Annotated in this window: 14 protein-coding genes; 1 reads left to right on the top strand and 13 read right to left on the bottom strand. The window is 59.5% G+C overall.

Annotated features, from left to right (window positions below; genetic code table 11):
* Positions 1 to 5 precede the first annotated feature (5 nt).
* Positions 6 to 2,006 (top strand): VCBS repeat-containing protein, encoded by a 2,001-nt coding sequence (locus AC3RLQ_RS26150; RefSeq protein ID WP_493031618.1) that lies wholly within the window; start codon positions 6 to 8, stop codon positions 2,004 to 2,006.
* A gap of 103 nt (positions 2,007 to 2,109) precedes the next feature.
* On the opposite strand, the gene AC3RLQ_RS26145 is transcribed toward AC3RLQ_RS26150, so the two are convergent.
* The 13 genes from AC3RLQ_RS26145 to AC3RLQ_RS26085 all read right to left on the bottom strand — a co-directional run bounded on the left by AC3RLQ_RS26145 (position 2,110) and on the right by AC3RLQ_RS26085 (position 21,838).
* Complete coding sequence (locus tag AC3RLQ_RS26145) at positions 2,110 to 3,618, bottom strand: sulfatase-like hydrolase/transferase (protein ID WP_493031617.1); 1,509 nt, start codon at positions 3,616 to 3,618, stop codon at positions 2,110 to 2,112.
* 57 nt (positions 3,619 to 3,675) lie between these two features.
* Complete coding sequence (locus tag AC3RLQ_RS26140) at positions 3,676 to 6,012, bottom strand: hypothetical protein (protein WP_493031616.1); 2,337 nt, start codon at positions 6,010 to 6,012, stop codon at positions 3,676 to 3,678.
* 45 nt (positions 6,013 to 6,057) lie between these two features.
* Complete coding sequence (locus tag AC3RLQ_RS26135) at positions 6,058 to 6,912, bottom strand: hypothetical protein (RefSeq protein ID WP_493031615.1); 855 nt, start codon at positions 6,910 to 6,912, stop codon at positions 6,058 to 6,060.
* A gap of 6 nt (positions 6,913 to 6,918) precedes the next feature.
* Positions 6,919 to 7,899, bottom strand: coding sequence for an alpha/beta fold hydrolase (locus tag AC3RLQ_RS26130; RefSeq protein WP_493031614.1), 981 nt, complete (start codon positions 7,897 to 7,899; stop codon positions 6,919 to 6,921).
* 3 nt (positions 7,900 to 7,902) lie between these two features.
* Positions 7,903 to 8,655 (bottom strand): M14 family metallopeptidase, encoded by a 753-nt coding sequence (locus AC3RLQ_RS26125; RefSeq protein WP_493031613.1) that lies wholly within the window; start codon positions 8,653 to 8,655, stop codon positions 7,903 to 7,905.
* A 48-nt stretch (positions 8,656 to 8,703) separates the two neighbouring features.
* Positions 8,704 to 10,125 (bottom strand): sulfatase family protein, encoded by a 1,422-nt coding sequence (locus AC3RLQ_RS26120; RefSeq protein ID WP_493031612.1) that lies wholly within the window; start codon positions 10,123 to 10,125, stop codon positions 8,704 to 8,706.
* Between the two features lie 84 nt (positions 10,126 to 10,209).
* Positions 10,210 to 11,595 carry a neutral/alkaline non-lysosomal ceramidase N-terminal domain-containing protein gene (locus AC3RLQ_RS26115; protein ID WP_493031611.1) on the bottom strand — a complete coding sequence of 462 codons (1,386 nt, stop codon included), beginning with the start codon at positions 11,593 to 11,595 and terminating at the stop codon, positions 10,210 to 10,212.
* 90 nt (positions 11,596 to 11,685) lie between these two features.
* Positions 11,686 to 15,840, bottom strand: a complete 4,155-nt coding sequence (locus tag AC3RLQ_RS26110; RefSeq protein ID WP_493031610.1) for a PVC-type heme-binding CxxCH protein — start codon at positions 15,838 to 15,840, stop codon at positions 11,686 to 11,688.
* A gap of 96 nt (positions 15,841 to 15,936) precedes the next feature.
* A complete protein-coding gene (locus tag AC3RLQ_RS26105) occupies positions 15,937 to 16,800 on the bottom strand; it encodes an alpha/beta hydrolase (protein ID WP_493031609.1) in 864 nt (287 codons plus the stop codon).
* Between the two features lie 33 nt (positions 16,801 to 16,833).
* Complete coding sequence (locus AC3RLQ_RS26100; RefSeq protein ID WP_493031608.1) at positions 16,834 to 19,347, bottom strand: DUF4838 domain-containing protein; 2,514 nt, start codon at positions 19,345 to 19,347, stop codon at positions 16,834 to 16,836.
* Between the two features lie 78 nt (positions 19,348 to 19,425).
* The gene (locus AC3RLQ_RS26095) at positions 19,426 to 20,181 is read right to left on the bottom strand and encodes a polysaccharide deacetylase family protein (RefSeq protein WP_493031607.1); all 756 of its coding nucleotides are present in this window, start codon (positions 20,179 to 20,181) and stop codon (positions 19,426 to 19,428) included.
* A 5-nt stretch (positions 20,182 to 20,186) separates the two neighbouring features.
* Complete coding sequence (locus tag AC3RLQ_RS26090) at positions 20,187 to 20,957, bottom strand: family 16 glycoside hydrolase (protein ID WP_493031606.1); 771 nt, start codon at positions 20,955 to 20,957, stop codon at positions 20,187 to 20,189.
* Between the two features lie 2 nt (positions 20,958 to 20,959).
* Entirely contained in the window at positions 20,960 to 21,838 is an 879-nt protein-coding gene (locus AC3RLQ_RS26085) for an SGNH/GDSL hydrolase family protein (RefSeq protein ID WP_493031605.1), read from the bottom strand.
* Positions 21,839 to 21,900: the final 62 nt, after the last annotated feature.

Genomic DNA, 21,900 nt, shown 5'->3' with positions numbered 1-21,900 from the left:
TTTGCATGAAGGCGAAGATCACTCTCGGCCTTTTGCTCTTCGCTTCGGGTGGCTTTGCCATTGAGCCGCATCTGCCGCCGGGCACGAAGGCGCTGCCATCGGCGGCGGTGAATGGACGCGGACCGCTGGCGCTGGTGAATTTGAATCACCATGTACTCGGGCATGCTCGGGTGTTTGGCGGCAAGGAGGACGATTTGTTTGTAGCGGGTTTCGGCGGGCCGCAGGCGGTGCATTTGTTTCGCTGGGTGGATACTGCGGAAACTGGCGCGCCCGTATTTGCGCAGCCGGTGGAGGTCAAATGTGCCTTCAAGGACAAGGGCAGTGTTTTTCAGCTGAAGGATGGGAAAGTCGTGGGCCTGTGGATTGACAAGGATGAGCTGGTGACCACGGAGTTCACTGTTGAGAAGCTGGAGTTTCGTGAAACGAAGCGTGAGAAACTGCCGAAGGCGGTGAAGTCACCGGGCAGCCTTGGTGTGCTGCTCAATGGGGACGGCAGCCATGACCTGGCGTTTGAAATGTCGAACGGTGGCAAGGGGGCGGAGGGGAGCCCGAACACGGAGGAGTGGCGGCCGTTCAACTCCTCCGGCATCGCAGTAGGGGAGATGCGATATCGCTACCTCATGGGAGTCACGGCCAGAGGCGAGGCGAGGCAGATCACCCAGACGCGGAACGAGGTTTATTTTTCCATGCATGGCATCACGGGGGTGAACCTGGGTGCTGGTCATGAACGCGATCTGGTGACGGGATCGCGGCAGGGAAATCTCGTGCATTATCACAACAAGGCGGCGAGCGGCTTTGATCTTGAGGGGAAGCGACTCATTGCAGGAGAGGATGGCAATGCGCTGCGGCATCCGAGCATCAACCCGAGCGTTTGTGCTTATGGGGATGGCTTGATCGCGTGCGGTGAGGGATCGCTCTACTTTTACCGTTTCACGGGGAAGTTCACGAAGGCAGGCGCGCCTGTTTGCAAGGAGCCGGTGTCGGTGCTGCAGGAGAACGCGGACCTGTACGCGGGCACGCTGCCAACGCCCACGACGGTGGATTGGGATGGTGATGGGGTGCTGGACATTCTGGCGGGAAATTCAGAGGGCTTCGTGCTGTTTTTCAAAAACAGCGGCAGCAATGACGAGCCGAAGCTTCTGCCAGCGACACGCGTGAAAGCAGGTAACCGCGAGATTCAGGTGCAAGCGGGCTATGCCGGCAGCCTGCAGGGATTGCAGGAGGCGCGGTGGGGGTATCTCTCGCCGAATGTGATCGACTGGAACGGGGATGCGCTGCCGGATCTCATTACTGGTGACATCACGGGCAATTACCTCATTTATCTCAATCGTGGGACCAAGACCGAGGCGAGGCTGGATGCCGCGCATCCGATCTATTGCGATGGCGTAGATCTGCACGGCATGTGGCGCTGCCGCCCGGCGCTGGCGCAGATCGGCGGACGTATGGCGCTGGCGATTGTGGATGGTGATGATCATTTTCATCTCTACTGGCGCATTGATGACTACAATGTGGAGGACGGTGGCAAGCTGCGGCTGGATGATGGCCAACTGATTGGCGCGAGCGGTGGTGTGGGTGGCATGAGCGGGCGCTGCAAGCTGGACTTCTTTGACTGGAACCAGGATGGGAAGCTGGATTTCGTCATTGGCACCGGGCGGGTGTGTTCGATTCCGGATCGTACCACGGGCTACCCGATGGCGGCGCTGGGGCAGAATCCGGTGGTGGGCGGACTGATTGGCAAGCTGGTGGATTCCGCACTGCCGACCAAGCTGAAGAAGACGCTCGGCACCCCGCTGGTGATGCTGAACACGGGCACGAATGCGAAGATGAAATTCGCGAGGCCGCTGACGTTTCAGGATGAGGACGGCAACGTTGTACAACCTGGAGGTGCGCATGAAACGGGTGCGGTGGGGACGATGCTGGGCGGCAACGGGCCGAATTTGCTGATCTGCAATGAGGCCGGGCGCATGTTTCTGGTGCCGGGGAAAAAGCTGCAGATTAAGCCGTGAGATTCCCCTGCTTTTTTCATCGTTGAGTTTTGGTGCTAGCGATACGCTGAAAGACGGGCGGGCTGTCGCCACACCCATCCTACGTTCCGGAGGTGGTCGTGCGTTATTTTATGAAGTTGGTGAAACCAGCTTCGGTACGTTTGAGTTCGGCTTTCATGGCGGAGCGGAGCTGGGTGATGCGGTCTGCGTGGGAGGATTCGCCGATGAGGTTTTTCAATTCTTCGGGGTCGTTTTTCAGATCGTAGAGTTCTTCGCCGGACCTGCCATCGAGGTAGTGGATGAGTTTGAACTGATCCTGCACGACGGCGCTGTACAAGGGTACACCCTGATCATTCTTCTGTTCCGCGCCGGTGAGAATGGTCTGGCTGACTTTGGCGCCGTATTCGTTGCCCATGTGTTCGTAGTAGCAGGCGTGCGGCCATGGGGTGTCGGGCTTTTCGAGGAGAGGAGTGAGATCGCGGCCATGCGTCGGCCATGGCACTTTCACGCCGGTGATGGATAGGAAGGTGGCGGCGAGGTCGGGAGCATTGACGGAGGCGTTGCACACTTTGCCGGTGGGGAAGCGTGAGGGCATGCTGATGATGAGGGGCGAGCGGTAGTTCGCGTCATAGGGAGCGAGCTTGGTGCGGAAGCCGTGCTCACCCATGGAGAAGCCTTGATCGGCGGTGTAAATGATGAGTGTGTTTTCGTACTGACCGGATTCCTTGAGTGCGGCGATGAGCTGGCCGACTCCTTCATCAATGGCGGGCACGCATTCGTTGACCTGGCGGACCCAGTCATCGAAGCGCTTGCCTTTCTTGCTCTCGCCAAAGGCTTCGCCTCCCTTCCCTGCCATGGGATGGCCGTCGGGGCCTTTCGTCCATGCCTGTTTCTTGTTGAGGTAATCGGGCTTGCCTTCGCGGGGTGGGAAGATGTCGGCGGGAACGGGCACGGCGGCGTCCGCGTAGCTGCCTTTGTGACGTTTGGCCGGGATGGAGGGGCCGTGGACGCTGCCGTAGCAGACCCAGAGGTACCAGGGCTTTGCTGCATCGCGGTTTTTGCCACGTATGTAGTCGAGCGACCACTGGGTGTAGTTGTCGGCGGGATAGCCTTCGATGGTCTGCTCCTTGCCATCGACACTCATGATTTGAGTTTCGTAGTAGGCGCCGGCGTTTTCGGGATGCAACGGGCGGTTCCAGACGATTTGATGATCCCAGTCGCGGCCCCAGCCGGTATCGGTGCCGGTGTGCCATTTGCCGATCTGCGCGGTGTGGTAGCCCTGCTTGCGCATTTCTGCGGGGATGAAGGGGCACTGCCTGGGATCGTAAGTGCTGCCGGGGTATTTGCCTTCCATGGACATGGACTCGATGCCGTGAGGAAAGCGGCCGGTGAGCATGGTGGCGCGCGATGGCATGCACCAGGAGCCGAGATAGGCGGCATGGAAGCGCACGCCGTTTTTCGCCAGCGCATCAATATGGGGTGTCTTCACCCAAGGCCAGGAGCCGGGGTAGCAGCCCACGGTTTTCGTGGACTGGTCATCGGAGTAGATGAAGAGGATGTTGGGGCGTTTTGCCTCCGCTGCAAAAAGCTGAAACGCGAAGGTGCAGAGCAGGAGGGTGGCAAAGGCTTTCATGGTGCGCGATAAACGTCACGCACCATGACTTTGTAGCCGCAAAGCTTTCGAATTTGATCAGGCGGCAGTGCCTTGAGAAGGGGGCGGCAGCTTGGCTGCGGGTGGCCGGGCCACTGCGGTGGGCGGCTTCATCATGGGCGGGGCCGGTGGTTTCGCGATGGGCTTCGAAATCGGTGGCGCAGGCGGCTTGGCGAGAGGCTTGGTCGCACCCGTATAGGAGGGTGGGGGTGGCGGCTTGGCACCGGGCATGACTGGTGGCTTGGCAACAGGGGCTGAGGGTGACACTGCACCCGGTACCGCTGGGGGTGCCGCCACTGGCTGTGCTGGTGGCACTGCGGTGGGAACCGCTGGTGGTTTGGCCACGGGCACAGCGGACGGCCGAATGATGGACGAGAGCACGGAAGACTGCGGAGGACCTGGCTGCACCTGCTTCGGCGCATGCCTCTTTTGAATCATGTCCCAGAACCTGAGCTCACGCAGCAGCGGGTGCGAGCGCAAGGCTGCAAGCACGTTTTCCTTCGTTGCAGGCGGTTCGGTGGCGAACTGATCGTAGGAGCCTTCGCGCTGGGCGGCGAGCATGCTTCCGAGCGCGGCCAAGATGGCAGCTTCAGCCGCGGGAATGTGATGGAAGGTGTTTTTTGCCTTGAAGGCGTTGAGCAGTTCCATGGTGAGCTGGCCGGAAACTGGAGCGATGTCGTTGCGCAGAAGCAATGTGTCGCCGGCGGCCTCCTTGATCCGCTCAAGCACGGCGATGAAGCTGCCGCGCATGGCATCGCTGGTGACAATGCGCACCCGGCTGCCGCCCCATTCGTACCAGCGGTCGGAGCCGTCGAAGTTGTCGTAGGTCTTGCGAATGTCGCCTTCGCTGATCGTGACCGGGGGAGCCACCATGAGTTCGATCAGATCGCGTGTCCGTTCACCAAGATCAATGGCGCTAGGCGAAGTGGTTTCCGCCTTGGCGGCGGCCAAGGCCTGCTGGAGCAGTGCATCCACTTTTTCCGCGAGGCTTGCCTTGGAGAGTGGCTGGACGGCGGCAGGGGGAGGCAGAACTGCTGGCTGCGCCGCTGTCGGCACTGGTATGGCCGCGACTGCGGGGATCACTTTGGGCTCCTCCACCACAGCAACAGCCATTGGGATCACTGGGGCAGCGACTGGCAGCGAAGGCGCCGGAGGGGGCACTGGCTGGGCTGCGACTGCCGCGACGATTTCAGGCGGAAGCGCCGACTGCGTGGTGCGCATGGCATAGACCTCGGCAGCTGCGGCCAGAAGATGACGCGGGAAGATAGCGCCACCGGCGGTGAGCCGGGCCACGTCTTCCTCCAGCAGCGGATGAATGGCTGAGGTGATGCCGTCTTTTTGACGCTGCTCAATGAGCGCGGGAGTTTCGAGCCGGCAGTTGAGCAGGAGGCGCTTTTGCTCATTGGCGATCGGCAGCATGTCGACGACTGGCAGGCGGAAGCCCAATGGCGCATTCGAGTCGGGCACACCAACGCGCCCGCGAAGGGCCTGAGAGAGTGCAGCGTCCCAGGCGGCGAAACGTTCCACCACGAGACCGATGAGCACGACCCAGTTTTCACTTTGATCGATCAGCGCAAAGAGCAGCCGCTGCATCTCATCGAGCTGGGGCTGTGTAACGACGAGGTCGAGCTGATCGAGGACCAAGACCACGGGCGAGCCTGCCTGTGAGGCCAGCTTGCCAAACAGCTGAATAACGCCGCCCATCTCCGCACGTGACAGGGGCTCTGGAACACCGAGGTATTTGAGCTCGTTTTCTGTGAGGTAGGCAGCACCGGAAAGCCACTGCGCGGCGAGATGCTCCTTGTCATCGCGCAGCACATTGAGGAGGCAGCGCAGGACGCTGCGGGGAACCATCGGATGATCGGCTTCCAGAAGCTGCACCGCCTGATGGATCATTTCCTTGCGGGTCTCGAGGCTGATCCCCGCCCAAGCCTCGTGCAATTCAGGAAAGGTGAAATCCTGCTCCACCACCGGTTTGAGCAGCGCGTAGGCGAGCAAACGCAGCTGGCTGTAAGGAGCCTCTTTGCCCTCCTTGTTGCGTGCCGGATGACGCAGACTGCCGACGAACCGAGTGAGGATGAAATTTTCCAATGCCTCCGGCTGCAGCGGCGGATTGGGCGCATAGGCATAAAAAATACTGTCTGCACACTCACGCCGCAGCCGAGAAAAGAGATGTGACTTGCCCGAGCCGCCGGCCCCCCGCACAAAACGGACCTGGCTGCGGTGCTGAGCCCGCACCTGATCCACCGCGATGCGCAATGCGCCAAACGGCACGGAGTGAATGTAAGGCACATCCAGAAAGGAGGCTGCATTCCACAGATCATTCTCGCCCACACTGGTGGACATGAAGGGATTCAGGTCAGCATAGGACGGCATGGTCGGGGGAGTGAGTTCAGGATTCGGGAGAAGAGTGGAACTGGATCAGGAAATCCAGTACCAAGAGTAACCGGGCGGGCCGAGGGACATTGGAACGAGCAGGGCACGTTCATGATCCGGGAGGTCTTGAGGCCTTTCGCAAGGTTCTAGCAGGAGGTGCCCATTGATGTAAAGCGTCTCAATCAAATTTCGTAAAACTTGACTATCAGCCACCCCTCCCCGCTCGGCCGCCCAGGCCTGATAGCGGGCAAAAGTCTGGGGTATTGGGATCATGACCGAGGAAGAGCGGATGCGGTCAAGATCATACCAATCGCGCAGATCGGCCTCTTCTGGAGCGCTGATGGTTGCGACGGGTGGGACGGACGGCGCCGCATCCAGCCACGCGATCAGATCATCCAGGCCGACAGGTGGCGTGCGGACGGTGTTCACCGCTTGGAGAACTTTTTGCAAGGACCGGCGCAGCGGGGCATCCAACAGTTCCGAAGGCTGCGGTTTGTGCGCATATACCAGCGGTTTGGCCCCCGGGAGCACAAAGGCAGCGCCCGCGGAGACAAGGCTGTCCAAGGCCACCTCAAAAAAGGGCAGCAGCCCGGCCGGGAGTTTGGCTTTCAACTTCACGGCCTGCTGCTCTTTTTTGGAGGCATGCAGCCAGTGTTTCAAGAGCGCTGCGGCGGCAGTTTCAAGGCTGTGGGGCGTAAAGAGAGGCTGTGGCTTGCTGCGAGTGCCTGCGGCAATGCTGTTTAACGCGCCTGATGACGACAATGCTTCCAGGACTGCGGCCACGGCTTTGAGCGTGGCTGCCCGCCCGACCGCTGGCTTCACGAGCTTGACGATCTCCGCTGCTTTCAACGGGAGTTCGCTGTGGCTCAAGGCCTCCTGGATGGCGTGTTCGAGTGTCATGGCAGTTCAGCGATGGATGGCGTTCACCTGGCGGTTCAACCAGTGTGTCACATCTTTCACCACCTCCTCATGCTGCACATCATGGAGCAGCAGATGGTAGGAACGCGTGTACCAGAGCAGTTTTTTGTCCCGGCTGCGGATCTGGGCAAACAGGGCCTGGATTTGGTCTGCCGATGACAGCACATCATTCGGGGATGCGACGAAGAGCACCGGCATTTTCAAACGATGGGCTGATTCAGTGTTTGCATCCAGCATGCCGCCAATGGTTGAGAGGAGGCGCAGCGAGAAGGCGCTGACATGGTGGGGCGTGACCGCCATCTGACCGCCATGCGTGGAGTGTGAAGTGACTTTGATTTTCGATTCATCCACGCCTGCCAGCTCGCCAAGCGAGTATCGTGAGCGTGGAGTGAGCCTGGCTGCCGTGTCGAGCAGGAAGCGTTTGAAACCGCTCAAAGCCGTGCGCAGCCCGGCCACCGGTGATGCGAGGATAATCCCATCGGGATCAGACCAATTTCCGAGCAGATCCGCCGCTGTGTGCAAGGCGATGAGGCTGCCCAGGCTCTCTCCATACCAAAAGACCGGGGTCTTGGGATGCCTGCGCTTCACCAGCGCGTGAAACGTGGCCAGATCACGCTGCCAGGCGCTGGCGTTTGAAATGTCGCCACGCTCGGCCACCACGGGATCATTTCCCTGACCGCGCAAATCGTATGCATAGACCGCATAACCATGCAGTGGCAGTTGTTCGCCCAGATACCAGAAATCTGACTTTGCGCCGCTCAAGCCGTGAATCGTGATCACCACTCCGCGCGGTGTGACACCGGCAGGCACAGGCCATGATTTCCACGGCATGGTTTTGCCATCGTAACTCACCCAGTCTTCAGCGCAGAGCACACCGCGACCTGCGGCTATTTTTTTCACCGAGGCACATCCTGACAAGACGGTAATAACCGTCAGTACAAGCAGGCACTGGAGGAGTGTGGTGTTCATTGTTTAATCAAGAACGGCCAGTGCTGACTCCACGAACTTTACCTGCACACGCACGCGCGTATCGAAATCAAACTCCGAAGGCGATTCAAACGTCAGCGTGACCGGACAGCCGCGCACATGCAACTCAATGGCTTCTGGCATTCCGGGGAGGTGAGTCGGCAGCGTGCGGCGCCTGATCACACCCCGGTTGGCCCGCTGACCATCGATGTTCTTTCGCGGATCGGGTGCAATCACACGAGCGCAGCGCTCGATGATTTCATGACCCACCGTTTGTCGTGCGTGGTTGAGTTCATAGAGGTAGATTCCCTGTGCGTCGTAGTCCTCATGCAGGCAGAGCCCAAAACGCATCGCGCGCCCAGTGATCCATTGCTGCCATGGGCCGCAGATTTCATCTGAGGCATCGTGAAAGCGACGATTGATGTCGAGGCCGCGATGATCCGCGCGAGTATTGAGCGTGAGTCCCACGGGATTGAGACAAGGGGCGATCAAGAAGGATCCGCGTTTCAATTCGTTCACGTGCTTCTCAGCCCAGGTCAGGAGGCCCCAGGCTGAACCCGCTTCATCGCCATGGACGCCGGTGGAAAGATAGACCGCAGGCTCTCCTGCCTGTGCTGAGGCAGATTCGAGCACGATCACGGGCATGTCACCCACCTTGCACAAAATTTTGACCCGGCAGCCAGCGGTGCGCGCGAGCACGCGCCAGCGCTGGATGAGATGCTGTGCGTCATGCGCACGATGGTTAGGGAGCAACTTCACTGCCTGAGAATGGCTGATCCTGCTCATTCGTCATTCTGAATTCGTCATTCATCCCTTTTTCTTCCTCCCTTTTCCTTGCTTCCCAGGTGGCATCTCTTTCGTACGGCCTTCGTTCCTAGCCACTTCTTCAGGCTCTGGAATCCGACCTTGATCGTGCGTCTGCTCAATCCATGCATTGAGCACCGAACTCAAGCGCTCGCGGGCGGCCAGGTGCTCTGGCTGATTGGACTTCGCGAGGTTATTTATTTCAAAGGGGTCCTCCTGCAAATCATAGAGTTCTTCTTCGGGCATGGTCGGGGCTGCCAGCACGGCCTGCGCGGGTGTCAGCTTGTCCTGGGCTGCTAGTTCTTTGATCAGATTCCACACCGGATATTGCTTCTCTTTGTAGGCGTTGTGCTGGAGGAAGGGACGGTCTGGAGTGAAGTTCCGGATGTAGCGGTAGCGTGCATCGCGCACGGTGCGGAAGCGGAAGACCGTCATGTCGCAGCGATCCCGGGCGCCGAAGACGTACTCGCGGGGTGGCTCTGCGTTTGTGCCCATGAAAACCTGGCCCTGCATGCCCTGCGGTTTGACAATGCCGGCCCAGGCGAGGGTGGTGGCGGTGAGGTCGATGGACATGAGGAGGCGGTCGCTGACTTTTCCTGCCTCGTAGCCATTAGGCGCAGTGATGCCGGAAGGCCAGCTGAGGATGAGCGGTGTGTGCAGCCCCTCCTCGTAGCAGAACTGCTTGGCACGGACGTGGGCAGCGCCGTGATCGCCCATGAAGCAGATGACGGTGTTTTCCATGAGGCCATCGCGCTGGAGGAGTTCCATGACTTTGCCGATCTTGCGATCCAGCTCGGTGGCGGCGTCGAGGTACTGCGCCATGTCTTTGCGGGTGACTTCGTGATCGGGGTAGTAGGGCGGGATCTCCACCTTGGCGGGGTCGGCGTGGGGTGGCGCGTGGAAGGTGCGGTGGGTTTCCTGGAAATTGAGCTGCGCGTAGAAGGGCTGATGCTGCTTGAGGTCATCCCAGCTGGAAGAGTCGAAGGGCTTGGTGGGTTCTTGGAAGTTCCAATCGGTCTTGCCGCTGCCTTTGAATCCGGCTTCGGGTGGAAGCTCTTTCACATTGGCGGTGAAGTAGCCGGCGTCGCGCATGCGTTCGCTGATCACTTTCACGCCTTCGGGAAGGGTGAAGCCGTCATCGCGATGGGAGCGGTGATTGTGCGCGCCGATGGTGGTCTGATACATGCCGGTGTTGAAGGCGGAGCGGCTGGCGGAGCAGACGGGGGCGGTGGTGTAGTAGCGGGTGAAGCGCATGCCCTTTGCCGCCAGAGCATCGAGCACTGGTGAGGAGACTTCCTTGGTACCGTAGCAGCCGAGATGCGGGCCGAAGTCCTCGGCGATGAGCCAGAGGATGTTGGGGCGCTTTTCCTCGGCATGGAGGGTGGCGACCAAGCAGAGGCTGAAAAGGCAAAGAAAACGGATCATGCGCAGAGCATGACGAAAAATGCCGCGCAGAAGCAAGAAAGTATTTGTAGCGAACGCCTGATCGTCGCCTGTCGAGGCGACCCTTTATTGCATCATTTTCTGCGCCTTGGAGATGATGCGTTCCTCAAGTGTGTCCGCGAACTTGTCTGGATGCAGCGGGTTGGACCAGTACATGAGCGAACGAAAGGCCTCATAGCCACCCTCCAGCAGCACGCGTCTGCTCGGAATGTAGGCGAGGATGTCGTTGCTGTAGCCTGCGACCCACAATGCTCCCGGCCCTTTGAACTCGTGCTTCAGGCGCAATGAATAATCCACACAGGTCTCACCGCTGAGCGCCACGAAGGTCAGATCATGGCCGAAGTGAACCACCTGAAGCGGGTAGTCGTAATGGTCGCGCAGTCCGGTGTGCTTGATCGCATACAAGCGCTTTTCATCCCACTTGCGCTGATAGATCTCGTAGCCTTTTTCATAGCCTTCACCCGTGCTCAGCCGTTTTTCGATCTGGTCTGCCGTGGGAATCGACTGGTAGTCAAGCCGCGTGGTCTGCCAGTCGATGCGCAGCGGGCCATGGATCGGTTTTGGCTTTGCATCCAAGGCGGCCTCCACTGCGGTGGCGAGGCTTTGACCGTGGCGGAGGCTGAAGATGGGACTGAAACGTGGATAGGCGTTCTGATCACCACCGCAGCCCATCATGAACAGTGCGATGGTGCCCGGATGCGCCTCCTCGATCAACTGCTGCGCATGACCGGCATAGTCACCGTGCCATTGCTTGATGCTCATTGATGTGTTGTGGCAGGCGTAGCCAAAGACGATGGCGTTCAGCTTGCCAGCGGCCGTTTGAACCGTGAGCACGGGCACATCATGATCCACCACGCCCTCGGGATTCGGGCTGTTTAAGAAGGGATCTCCCGCTGGCTTGTCGCTCTTGAGCCTGCGGTTCATCGCAAAACCGCAACGCGCATGCCCATAACTGACCGTCGCCGGTTCCACCTGCTGCAAGGCCTCGCCGATGATGCCAATGATCTTGTCCTTCAGCCATGCGTTGTAGCGCAGGCAGCGCTCCTTGCGAAGAGGATCGGTGAAGTTCATGAATTCCAGCTCCGTGTAACGCAGTTCCGGACCGCAATGGGTATGAGAGCAGTTCAATAACAGAGACTTTTTAGGCAGACCAAACCTGGCCTTCACCGCCTCCGCCACTGCATCTCGGAGCTGAACCGTCACCTCCACCAGATCAAGCGTGACCATCACGAAGCGTTCTCCCTGCGCGTCCTGAAGCGCCAGGGCCTTGGCGTGGAGTTCCATCGCTGTGCCCTCTGCAGGAACCTCCCGGTTTGCGAAACCGGCGAGGTACATCGGCTCTGTCGGTGTGATCACCGTCTTGGCGGCTGCCGCCTTCCATTCGGGTATCTGTGCCGAGGTCTGGAGGACAGAGGCGAATGCGAAGGCCAGGATCGGGAGAACAGGATTCATGATCGGACTCATACGCGCCGACGAGTGCGGATATGCCAATCCGGTTTTGAATGACCTTGATTCACTTCTGATTAGGCCTGGACTGACCCCTTACTCCCGCTTGCTCAGCAGATATTTGAGCAACTCCAGGGCCTTGCGTTCGGGCATGGATTCGAGGAGGCCGGGGGGCATGAGGGAGACGGGCATCTTCTGGCGGCTCTTGAGATCGGCTTTGGAGATGATGATGGATTCCGTGACGGTGCGAGCGGTGATGGCGGTGGCTGTTTCCTGCTCGATGACACCGGAGATGACCGTGCCGTCTTTTTTGGTGAGGACGTGGAGCTGGAAGTTGTCACCGACGACGGCATTGGGGTCGATGATGTTTTCGAGGAAGTAGTCGAGGCCATTGCGCCAGGAGCCGCCGAGATCGGGGCCGAGCTTGCCCCCGACGCCGCCCATGGCATGGCAGACAGCGCAGACCTGCTTGAAGGTTTCTTCGCCTGCTTTGCCGTTGAAGGCCCAGAGCGGCGCGGATTGATAGGCTTTCTTCAGTTTGGCGATGCTGGCTTTGGCGGCTTCGCTGGAGTCGTTTACTTTGCCCCAGGTAGCATCGAGTAGAGTGTTGACCTCCGCGTTGTTCAGATTGCGCATCTGGCGGATTTGCAGGGAGCTGAGGTGTTTCTTGTCAAAGGTGCCCGCTTTCACAGCGGCGAGCAGTGGCAGGACTAGTTCGGCGCGGCTGGTGAGGGTACCGAGGGCGGCGCTGCGGTCGGTGTCGTTGAGCTTGGCGAAGAGAGTCATGAGTGCTGTCGCGGTGGCGGGGTCGCTGGAGCGTGAGAGCAAGGGGATGACGAAGCTGGTGAAGTCAGGGTGATCGAGGAGCTTGGCGAAGATGGGTGTGGCATCGGAATCGCTGACACGCTTGAGAAGATCGAAGGCTCTGCGGCGCTGGGGGAGAGGCTGTGTGGCGTCGGAGAGGATGCCGCGCATTTTGGCGAGCACGGCTTTGTCGCCAAAGAGGGCGGAGAGCTGGTCTGACGTGGTACCGGGAAACTTGGATTGAAGTTGAGGCCAGGCTTTGGGCATGGCGGCATTGGCTTCGTCCTTCATGCCGAAGGCGAGGATTTTGAGATCGCGCTCGGTTTGGATGGTGGGAATGAGGGCCTCACGACCTGCGGGAGTGGTGGCGGCATACCAACGGATGGAATCGGCGAGGGATGGCAGAGGTGTTTTGGCTGCGAGTGCGAGGCCGCGGGGCCAGTCTTCTGCGACGACGCGGGCGAGGCCGAACCAGATCATCTTGGGGAGGAAGCGGTCGTCTTTGTCCTCAGCATGCATGGCGAGGGCGGAGGAGACTTCCCAGACGGTCTTGGCGTCCAATTTTGGAAGTGCGGAGGCGAGGGCGAGGCGGACGGTGGGTGAAGGGTCGGTTTGGGCGAGTTTGAGGAGGGTGGCGAAGTCTAGCTTGGGTTTGCCGGCTTCTTCGGTGGCGAGTTGGATGGCCCAGGAGCGGACGATGTCGCTTTCATGGCTGGCCGATGAAGCCAACAACAGCGGACTGAGGGCTTTCGCCGCATGGAGGAGCCACATGAGTCTCAATGTCAGCTCAGGCTTGTTGTCAGGCTGTGATATCATTGTCACTCCATTGGCAACCGCATCAAACGGTGCGGGACGTTCTTGAATGAGCTTCCGGGCTGTTCTTGCATGCCAGTCGCTGGTGCTCGTTTGCAATTTGAGAAGCTGATCATCACTCATCTTGCCCAAATCCACCTTCACCGGCTTGTAGGTCTCCTTCCAGGAGATGCGGTAGATGCGGCCGTTGGTGCGGTCCCATTTTTCGTCTTCGGGATTGTGGCAGTGCTGGGTGTCGGTCCAGTCGATGACATAGACGGCGCCGTCGGGGCCGGTTTGGAGATCGACGGGGATGTAATCGGGGGCGGGGCTGTAGAGGAGGTCATAGCCGGCGTGGAAGGTCTCGTAGCCGCTGCCGGTGCGGACCATGTGCTGCTGATTGATCTGATGGCCGTGGAGATTGTGCGTGAAGAGGTGATCGCGGTAGATGGCGGGCCAGTTGTTACCGTTGTAGATGAGGGTGCCGACGTGGGAGTGGCCACCATAGACGGCGGTGGTGCCGGGTTTGCCTGCGCCACCTTCGCCGCTGTCGTAGCGAGCGGAGGCTGGGAGGAAGTTTTGCAGATCGGGCGCGAAGTCGGGCGCGGTGGCGGAGATGAAGGGGGCGTATTTGCTGTTGGCCTGATTCCAGAAGTGGCCGTTGCGGATGGCGTTGGTGGTGCCGCCTTTGCCCCAGAAGCTGCGGCAGTGCGTCATGAAGAAGTGGCCGCTGCTGTTGTAGTCGAGGCCCCATTGATTGCTGCCGCCATGGCAGAAGATTTCGAACTCATGGCGCACGGGATGGTAGCGCCAGACACCTGCGTTCAAAGGGGTGCGCTGGTCATCGGGAGTACCGGGTTTGCCGATGTGGGACTGGGTGAAGACGCCTTGATTGCCGTAGAGCCAGCCGTCCGGGCCCCAGATGAAGCTGTTGAGGGTTTCGTGGGTGTCTTGGTAGCCCCAGCCATCGAGAAGCACCTGCGGCTTGCCGGCTGCGTCGTTCGCATCTTTTGGAATGAACAGCAGATATGGCGCTGCGCCGATCCAGACGCCGCCGAAGCCGACTTCGATGCCGCTGACGAGGTTCAGGCCTTCGCAGAAGACTTTTTTGGTTTCGAAGGAGCCGTCGCCATCGATGTCTTCGAAGATGCTGATGCGGTCTTTCCCCTGCCCTTCGGGCTGGCGGTTGGGGTAGCTGAAGGCTTCCGCCACCCACATGCGTCCGCGTTCATCGAAGCAGAAGGCGATGGGCTGGCGCACATCGGGCTCGGCGGCGATCAGTTCTACCTGAAAGCCGTCCTGTAGTTTCATGCCGGCGACGAGTTTTTGTGCGGCATCGTTTTTGATGCTGGTGGGTTTGGCGGGATTGGGCAGGAGGTGCCAGAGGACGGGGCTTTCATCGCCACGCTTGGTGCGGTCTGCGCTGACGCTGAAGGAAGCCACGGCGAAGGTTGGCTTTTGATCGTGGAAGACGAAGTCGTCGAAGTTCACATGACCCCAGCCGGATTTGGATTGATCGATGATGCGGATGAAGATGCGTTTGCCGACGACGGCTTCCAGATTCACGGCGACGCGCTTCATGTTTTCCTGCTGAGCGGCGCTGCTGCTCTGGATGATTTTGCCGGTGGCTTCCTCGACGATTTCGACGCGCTCTGTTTTCGCATCTGGTGCGGCACCGAGGAGAAAGCTGGCCCAGGGGTGGGTGGCGATGAAGCTCGATGAGGTGAGGGTGCCGGTGCCTTTGTCGCCGCTGCGCTCGTAGCCGCCGAGCCAGAACTTGCCGGCGTGCTGGGAGTTGCCGCGTTTGCGGATGGCGACGGTGTCACCTTCGATGGGTTGGTTTTCCCAGGCATCGCCTTCGGCTTTCCAGCCTGCGAGGGTGCCGGTTTCGAAGCCGAGATTGAGCTCGGCGGGTGGTGGGATGGAGGGGACGTCGGTGGTGCTGACGGTGCGGGCCGGATAGCCGGCGTCACTGCGCTGTGGCATCGCGGTTTTGCCGAGATGGGTGAGATGGATGTTACGGAACTGCACTTTGGCCGGGCCGGGACCACTGTGGAGCTGGAAGGCGATTTTGCCGCTCCACTCGGCGGCTTTGGCTTCGTGATCATCGAGGACGCTCATGAGCACGTCGTTCACGCGCACCTCCACGTGGGATGCAGTGGCGGTGATCTGGTATTTGTTCCAGTCGTTGGGCTTGATGACGGTGGCCAGGTTCTTCGGCTCGGCAAACACATCGGCCCAACGGCGACCGTCTGGCGCGATGCTGACGCGTGATCCGCGCTCCACGAGCAGGGCACGACCATGCTCGTCATAGATGCGGCCCAGCCACACGGCGCCTTGGTCGAGATCGGCCTGATAACCGCTGGCGTGTCCATCGGGGCTCTGCTGGCAGCGATACTGGATGCCGGAGTTTGCGCTGGGGCCGCCGGTGATGCGGAACTCGACGGTGAGATCAAAGTCATGCACCTCGCCGTCCCAGAAGATCCATTCGTTGCCTTTGAGCTGCTGATTGGCAGGGATTTCGCCGGTGATCGCTCCGTCTTCCACACGCCAGTGCTCAGCCTTGCCGGACCAATGGGCGAGCGTCCTGCCATCGAAAATCGATTCAGCGTGAAGCAGCGGCGTGGCGAGCAGGAGGACGCAGAGGAGTTTCATGGTGGTTGGAGCAGGTTGGCACCCCTGCTTATACAACCACCGGCCTTAGCATGATACAGACATGATTTTGGCTGAATCGGACATGAGCCGATGCGGTCATTTTTTCAGCACTCCAGACACGAAGGTGTCCAGGGCCTTCGTTGCGGGATCGTCTGGCAGACCAAGGTCGTCGTTGAGCTTCACGTGACTGGTGTCTTTGGCGCCGAAGACAGTGGTCGGCACTCCGGCTTCCTTGAGTGCATTGCCAAGGCGTGCGGCCTGAGCGCTGGTGTCTGGATGGGCGGCAACGTGGAGGATGAGGAATGGCGGGATGCCCTTGCCTTTGGCCACATGGGTGACGGCGGAGAAGTCGATGTGCTTTTCGGGTGTGCCGCCAAATTTTTCGCGGTGGCCGTTTACGCGGGGTGGCAGATGGTGGACGCGGAGGCGTGTCTCCGCTGTCTCGATGATGGCGGGAACGTCGTAGGTGTCGCCATCCACGGGCACGCAGCCGATGAGGCAGTCGAACGTGGCGCCTTCTGCTTTCAGATAGCGGTCATCCGTGCAGATGATGGCCGCGAGCTGGGCTCCGGCAGAGTGACCGCCCACGAGCACGCGTTTGGGATCGCCGCCATATTCAGCGATGTGTTTTTCCATCCAGCCGAAGGCTTTGGCGACGTCACGGATGAGGGTGCCCATGTCCACTTCGGGCAGGAGGCGGTAATTGGTGGAGACAAAGACAAAGCCTTTGTCCATGAACCACTGAGGCTTGAGCTTCACGTCTGTCTTATTGCCCTGCGTCCAACCGCCGCCGTGAATCCAGAACACGACGGGCAGGTTTTTGGCGTTCGGAGGGGAGTAGATGTCGAGCACGTGGCGTGCGTGACCATTTTCGACATAGGGGATGTCGCGTTTGATGTTCTGGGCCTGCAAGGACGATGCGAGCGTGCAGGCGATGAGGAGTGAAAGAAGATGCTTCATGGTGGGATGAATGGATAAGGATCGTTCGTGATCTCACTCTTGTTTCAAACCGGCCCCGTTTGTCTCCAGGCGTTTCTTCTTCTCTTCCTCCCATGCGGTACCGCGTGGCAGGTAGCCGCCCATGCGTCCAAACTTGGCAGGATCCATGAAGTCTGCTTTTTCCGTGGGTGAAAAGGCGAAGCGCTCGGTGACGGTGCCGCGCACGCGCTGACGAGTGATGTTGAAGAACCAGGGATACGTAGCAGCCGGTTTTCGTCCGGAGACGCCATTGAGTGCATCCACGGCGGCCTGCATGTCTCCGGCCACTGGCAGGCGAATCTCGACACTCCAAAATCCCTCGCCATGAAGGGCGGCGATCTCCGCACCAGCGGACCATGCGGGCTTCGGAGAGCCGGCGTGATCCACATCCAGCACCAGCCCCTTGGGATTCACGGCGATCTGATAAAAGGCATGCGACTGGGTTTCGATGAGAAGCTGCACATGATCACCATCAAGGATGTGCGGATCATCTCGCTGACTGCCGGTGATGTTCAGATTTTTGAGATCGCGGTCGTCACAGCGGATGCTGAAATAGAGGGAGTTGTCGTGCCAGAAGAAGCCCATGCGGCTCTTGTCGCGCGCCGGCTTGCCGGTGGTGCAGTCCAGGAGGTCGCCCTGCTGATACCCGGAGAGTTTTTTCCACACCTCTTCATCGAGACGTCCGTCGATTTTGATCTTGGAGCCGTCACGGTCGCTGACGCGCACGGTACGCGCATTTTCGCGACCGGCACTGCGGAGCATCTGATCACGTTTTGCGATCATCGGCTGGATGTAGCCTGCAATGAGGGCGATGCGTTTTGCATAGAGCGAACCAGCCGGTGCTTTTGCCTGAGCTTTGGCCAGCAGCGCAAAGGTTTGCGTGATGCTCTCCGGAGAACTGAGCATGTCCATCCATGAGGCTTCACCATGGGCGATGAAGGCCTTCATCTCCTCCTGTGCCGGACCGTACATGTCTGCGCAGTATTCATTGATCATGGAATCTACATCCAGGCTGGAATCCCACCACAGGCGTGTGGTCACGTAGAGGTTGAGGGCGTTCACGCCGAAAGCATCCAGGTCCTTCGCGCGATACACCTCGATGTAGTCGCCGAGTGATTTGCCTTTGAGTGCGCGCAGGTCCTCGGCGATGGCGTGGGGAAAGTAAACAGGGATGAAGGCGAAGGCGCGCTCCTCGCGGGGATGGAGGTAGTAGTCGTATTGGCAGAACTGCGCACCGCCTGCGGGGATTTTTGCCAGCCAGTCGCGGCGCAGATCGGTCATCCACTCGCGCTTTTCCCTTTCCTGAAATGAGGAGCGGCTCTGCGCCACGCATACCACGATGTTTGGGCTGAGCTTTTCGATTTTCAGAGGAGGCAGGACGGTGGCACCGTAGGCCATGCAGATGATTTTGCGGTCCGGGTGCGTCTTCATGAGCTCCTGAGCGACGCCGTTCATGTAGGCCCAGCCGTAGTCGGAGAAGCGGCCGAAGCCACCGCGCTCCGGTGTTTCCTTGCCCTTGCACAAATCACATTCGCACATGGCGGTGTAGCCGTCCGCAGGCATGACGGAGACGACGGGCATGTCCATCTTGTCGAACATGGCGCGTACGTATTTCACATTCTGCTCCATGAGGCCGGAGGAGGAGAGGCAGGGCTTGCCGCGGTCCGCCATGTCGCGTTTGCCATTGACCAAGGTGTAATATTCCGGGTGGGCCTGCATGACCTCCGGGCGCATGTGCACGTAGTTGGTGCCGTGAGCGATGTAGCCCTGGCCGATGAGGTCAGGAGCTTGATTCAGACCCAGACGGAGCTGCCACAGTGTCTCTTCGTTCTTGCCGCTGAAACGTTTGCCATACTGATAGGGGTAGCGCAGCGCGAAGTCGGGGCGCACTGTTTTGTCCACCACGGGCAGCAAAATGCTGGCGTGCTTTGGGACGATCTCGCCGATTTCGCCCGGCAGATACCAGCGCACACCGAGGCTGCGAAGGAATTCATGCACGGCATTGAGGGAGCCACGCTCATCCTGCTCCCATATATCGAGCTCCTTGTTCTGCTGTTTGTAGAGCTGGATCAAATTGGTGTCCATGCCCCACTTTTCACCTGTCAGTGCATCCCACTCTTTCAGCACGCGCTCGTTGTCCTTGGCGAAGCGCGGCCATGGCTCATGGGGAACGAAGTCGCGGTCGCGGCCCAGAAGAACGAGGTGCTTGTCACCTGAAATCATGCGAAAGGCCCCATGCTTCAGATCTTCATCTGCCATACCGAGCTTGTCTGTATGCGCACTTTTGCCAAGATAGATTTCAACCACAGGACCACCGGCGGGTGTGGTGACGATGGGCAATCTGGCACCGCTGATTTTCTCCACGTAGGTTTGCAGATCATTCGCGGCGATCTTTACTGCGCGCGCAGGTTTGTCGGCGATGACAATTTCCGCGAGGGGCTGACCGTCTTTGACGAGAAAGGTCTCGGCAGCTGTGTCTGCGATGGGCAGGAGTGCTGAGGCGAACAGAAAATGGCGCAGGTGTTTCATGAAGCGATGGCTTCTGAGGTGGAAAAGAAGCGACTCCATCAACGCGCTGCTAGGACGCTTCTACGGTCAATCTCGCACTCAATTGCGGCGCCGCTGAGCGACTTTGGCGACATCTCGCAGGGCGATCACCTTGCAGCCTTCGTCTTTGAGGTGCTGCATGTAGCTCTCAAACTTTGCCGGGTCTGTGTTGACCCATGGATGTTTGATGTCGGGCACGCCGTGGAAGGTCATCACGGCGATCTTGCCATCTTTCGCCTGTGCCACGGCGGCCTTGAACTGCTCCAGCGTACTGTCGGGCTTGCCATCGAATGCCTGTGGCAGGGTGAGCGGATCATCTTTGGTGGGATCAAAGGCCTGAGCGCCTCCAGCACGTGCAAACTGGTAGCCGCGCTCGCGCAGGAGCTTCACCGCAGCCTCGCTGGTCTGATAACCGGGATAGCAAAAGCTCACCGGTTTTGGGATGCCATATTTCGCGCACTGCTGCTCGATGAACTCGACATCGGCTGCCAGCTGCTCCGGCTTCTGCTTGGCCACACCGGCGTGTTTGCGAGTGTGATTGCCGATCTCGAAGCCCTCTGCGTTCAGTGCCTGGATCTGCTCCCAGGTCATGTAGTGCTCCTTGTCCACGAGGAATTCGAAGCCCTCGGTGATGAAGAAGGTTGCGCCGAAACCTTGCTTCTTGAGCAGAGGGGCCACGAAGGTCGCGTGGCTGGCCACGGAGTCATCAAAGGTGAGAACTACCAGACGCTCTGCGGAGGGTTCGACGGCAATGGAGCGCCAGGCGAAGGTGGCAGTGAGAAGGAGTGCCGTGATGGCGATGTGGACGGGCTTCATGGCGATCACTTCACTTTCCAAATTTTCACGTCGTCGATCCACACGGTGTTCGGCACCAGGAAGCTGAACCAGCGTTTCATCGGATGGGCGTAGCCTTCCGAGTGATGGCTGGCGATGACTTTGCCGTCGAGGCTGAGGCGCATTTCGTTGCCTTCGGTGACGAGGACGAGCTCGTGCCATTCAGTGTCGGCTTTCCATGGGACGACCACCTTCTTGGAGTTGAGCAGGGCTTCGAAGTCAGCGGGCAGTTTTTCTTTGCGGGCGAGGAAATCATCGCGCTTCTTTTTGACTTCCAGGTTCATGACACCGGTTTTTTGATCGATCAGCGTGATGCTGCTCTGACTCAAAATGCCGTAGCAGAGGTGCCCGGCGTGTACGCCTTTCAATTCGCGGTCCACGTAGCCAAGCTGAAGTGACTCACTTTTGGAGAGACCGGGAAAGCGGAAGCGAACCACTGCGCCGCCGTCGGTGAATCCGGCCTCGTGATGAATGTGCGCGGCATGCCCGGCCTCCTTGGAGGCGCTGGCGATTTTCAGGATGCCGTCGTCGAGATCGGCCATCTTGATCTGTGGCACACGGTCTGCCGTGGCGCTGTTCCAGCCATTGCCGATGGCTTTGGCGAGATTTCCATTCTCCTCACGCTCGAAGGCGTCATGAAAGATCATCTGGCCTTTTTCGCGCAACCACGCGGCGTCATCACGGGGTGCGGCAGTATCGGCGGCTTGAAAGGCTGACAGAGGAGCCAGCAGCAGGGTGGTGAAAAGAAATGCCTTCATGCTTACTTCGGTGCCTTCACGCCTTTGGCCTTGTCCGCAGCTTCCTTGGCTTTCTTTTCGGCAGCAGCTTTGGCTTTCGCCTCAGCGGCTTTTTGCGCCGCCATGATGCTGGCGGCTTCGAGCGGCGGCCAGGAGGCCTTGGCTTTGTCGAGTTCGGCCGCATTGAGACCGAGAGCTTGCAGCACGCCGATTGCCATGAGCTTGTTGCCTTCGACATTCATGTGAACGCCATCGCTGGTGAGCACTTTCACGTTGGGCTTGTTCTCGGCCTTGATGCGCTCCTGAAACATTGCGTTCAGATCTGCGAGCGGGATTTTCTTTTCCTTCGCGAGTTCACGCAGGAAGGCATTGTAAGGCGCGATCAGACCGTTCTCTTTGCTGTCGAGATTTTCCTGAATGACGGTCGCGGTGAGCATGACCGGCTTCACGCCTGCGGCCTGCGCCTGATCGATGATCGCGGTGATGTTTTTCTTGTAGGTGCCGCGGGTGGCAACCTTGTCATCGTAAGTGCCGCTCTTCGCCATGGCCTCATCGAGAGGCACGCCGCGTGGACCGTGCCAGACATCGTTCACGCCGCAGCTCAGGGTCATCCACTGCGGCTTTTTGCTCAGCACATCTTTGTCCAGGCGGGCGAGCATCTGATCGGATTTATGACCGCTGATGCCTGCTGGAACTGCCTCGGCTTTGATGCCATTGGCTTCCAAGCCAGCGATCACCAGACGCACATAGCCTGCGGGGCTGCCCCAGCCGCCTGCGGTGATGGAGTCACCGAGGAAGGCGATTTTCTCACCGCTTTTCACGGCGATTTCTGCTTTGCCCAAGCTGGGAACGAAAAGTGCGGCGGCGAGGACGGGAAGAAAATGGAGATAAGAATGGCGCATGGCGGTTGGGAGTTGGCTTGCTGAATACAACAAGCTAACGCAACGCTACCAGCGTCCTTTCT

It is taken from the genome of Prosthecobacter sp. GW821-HT29F12 (genome assembly GCF_058803405.1).
This window is presented reverse-complemented; position numbering and strand designations above follow the sequence as displayed.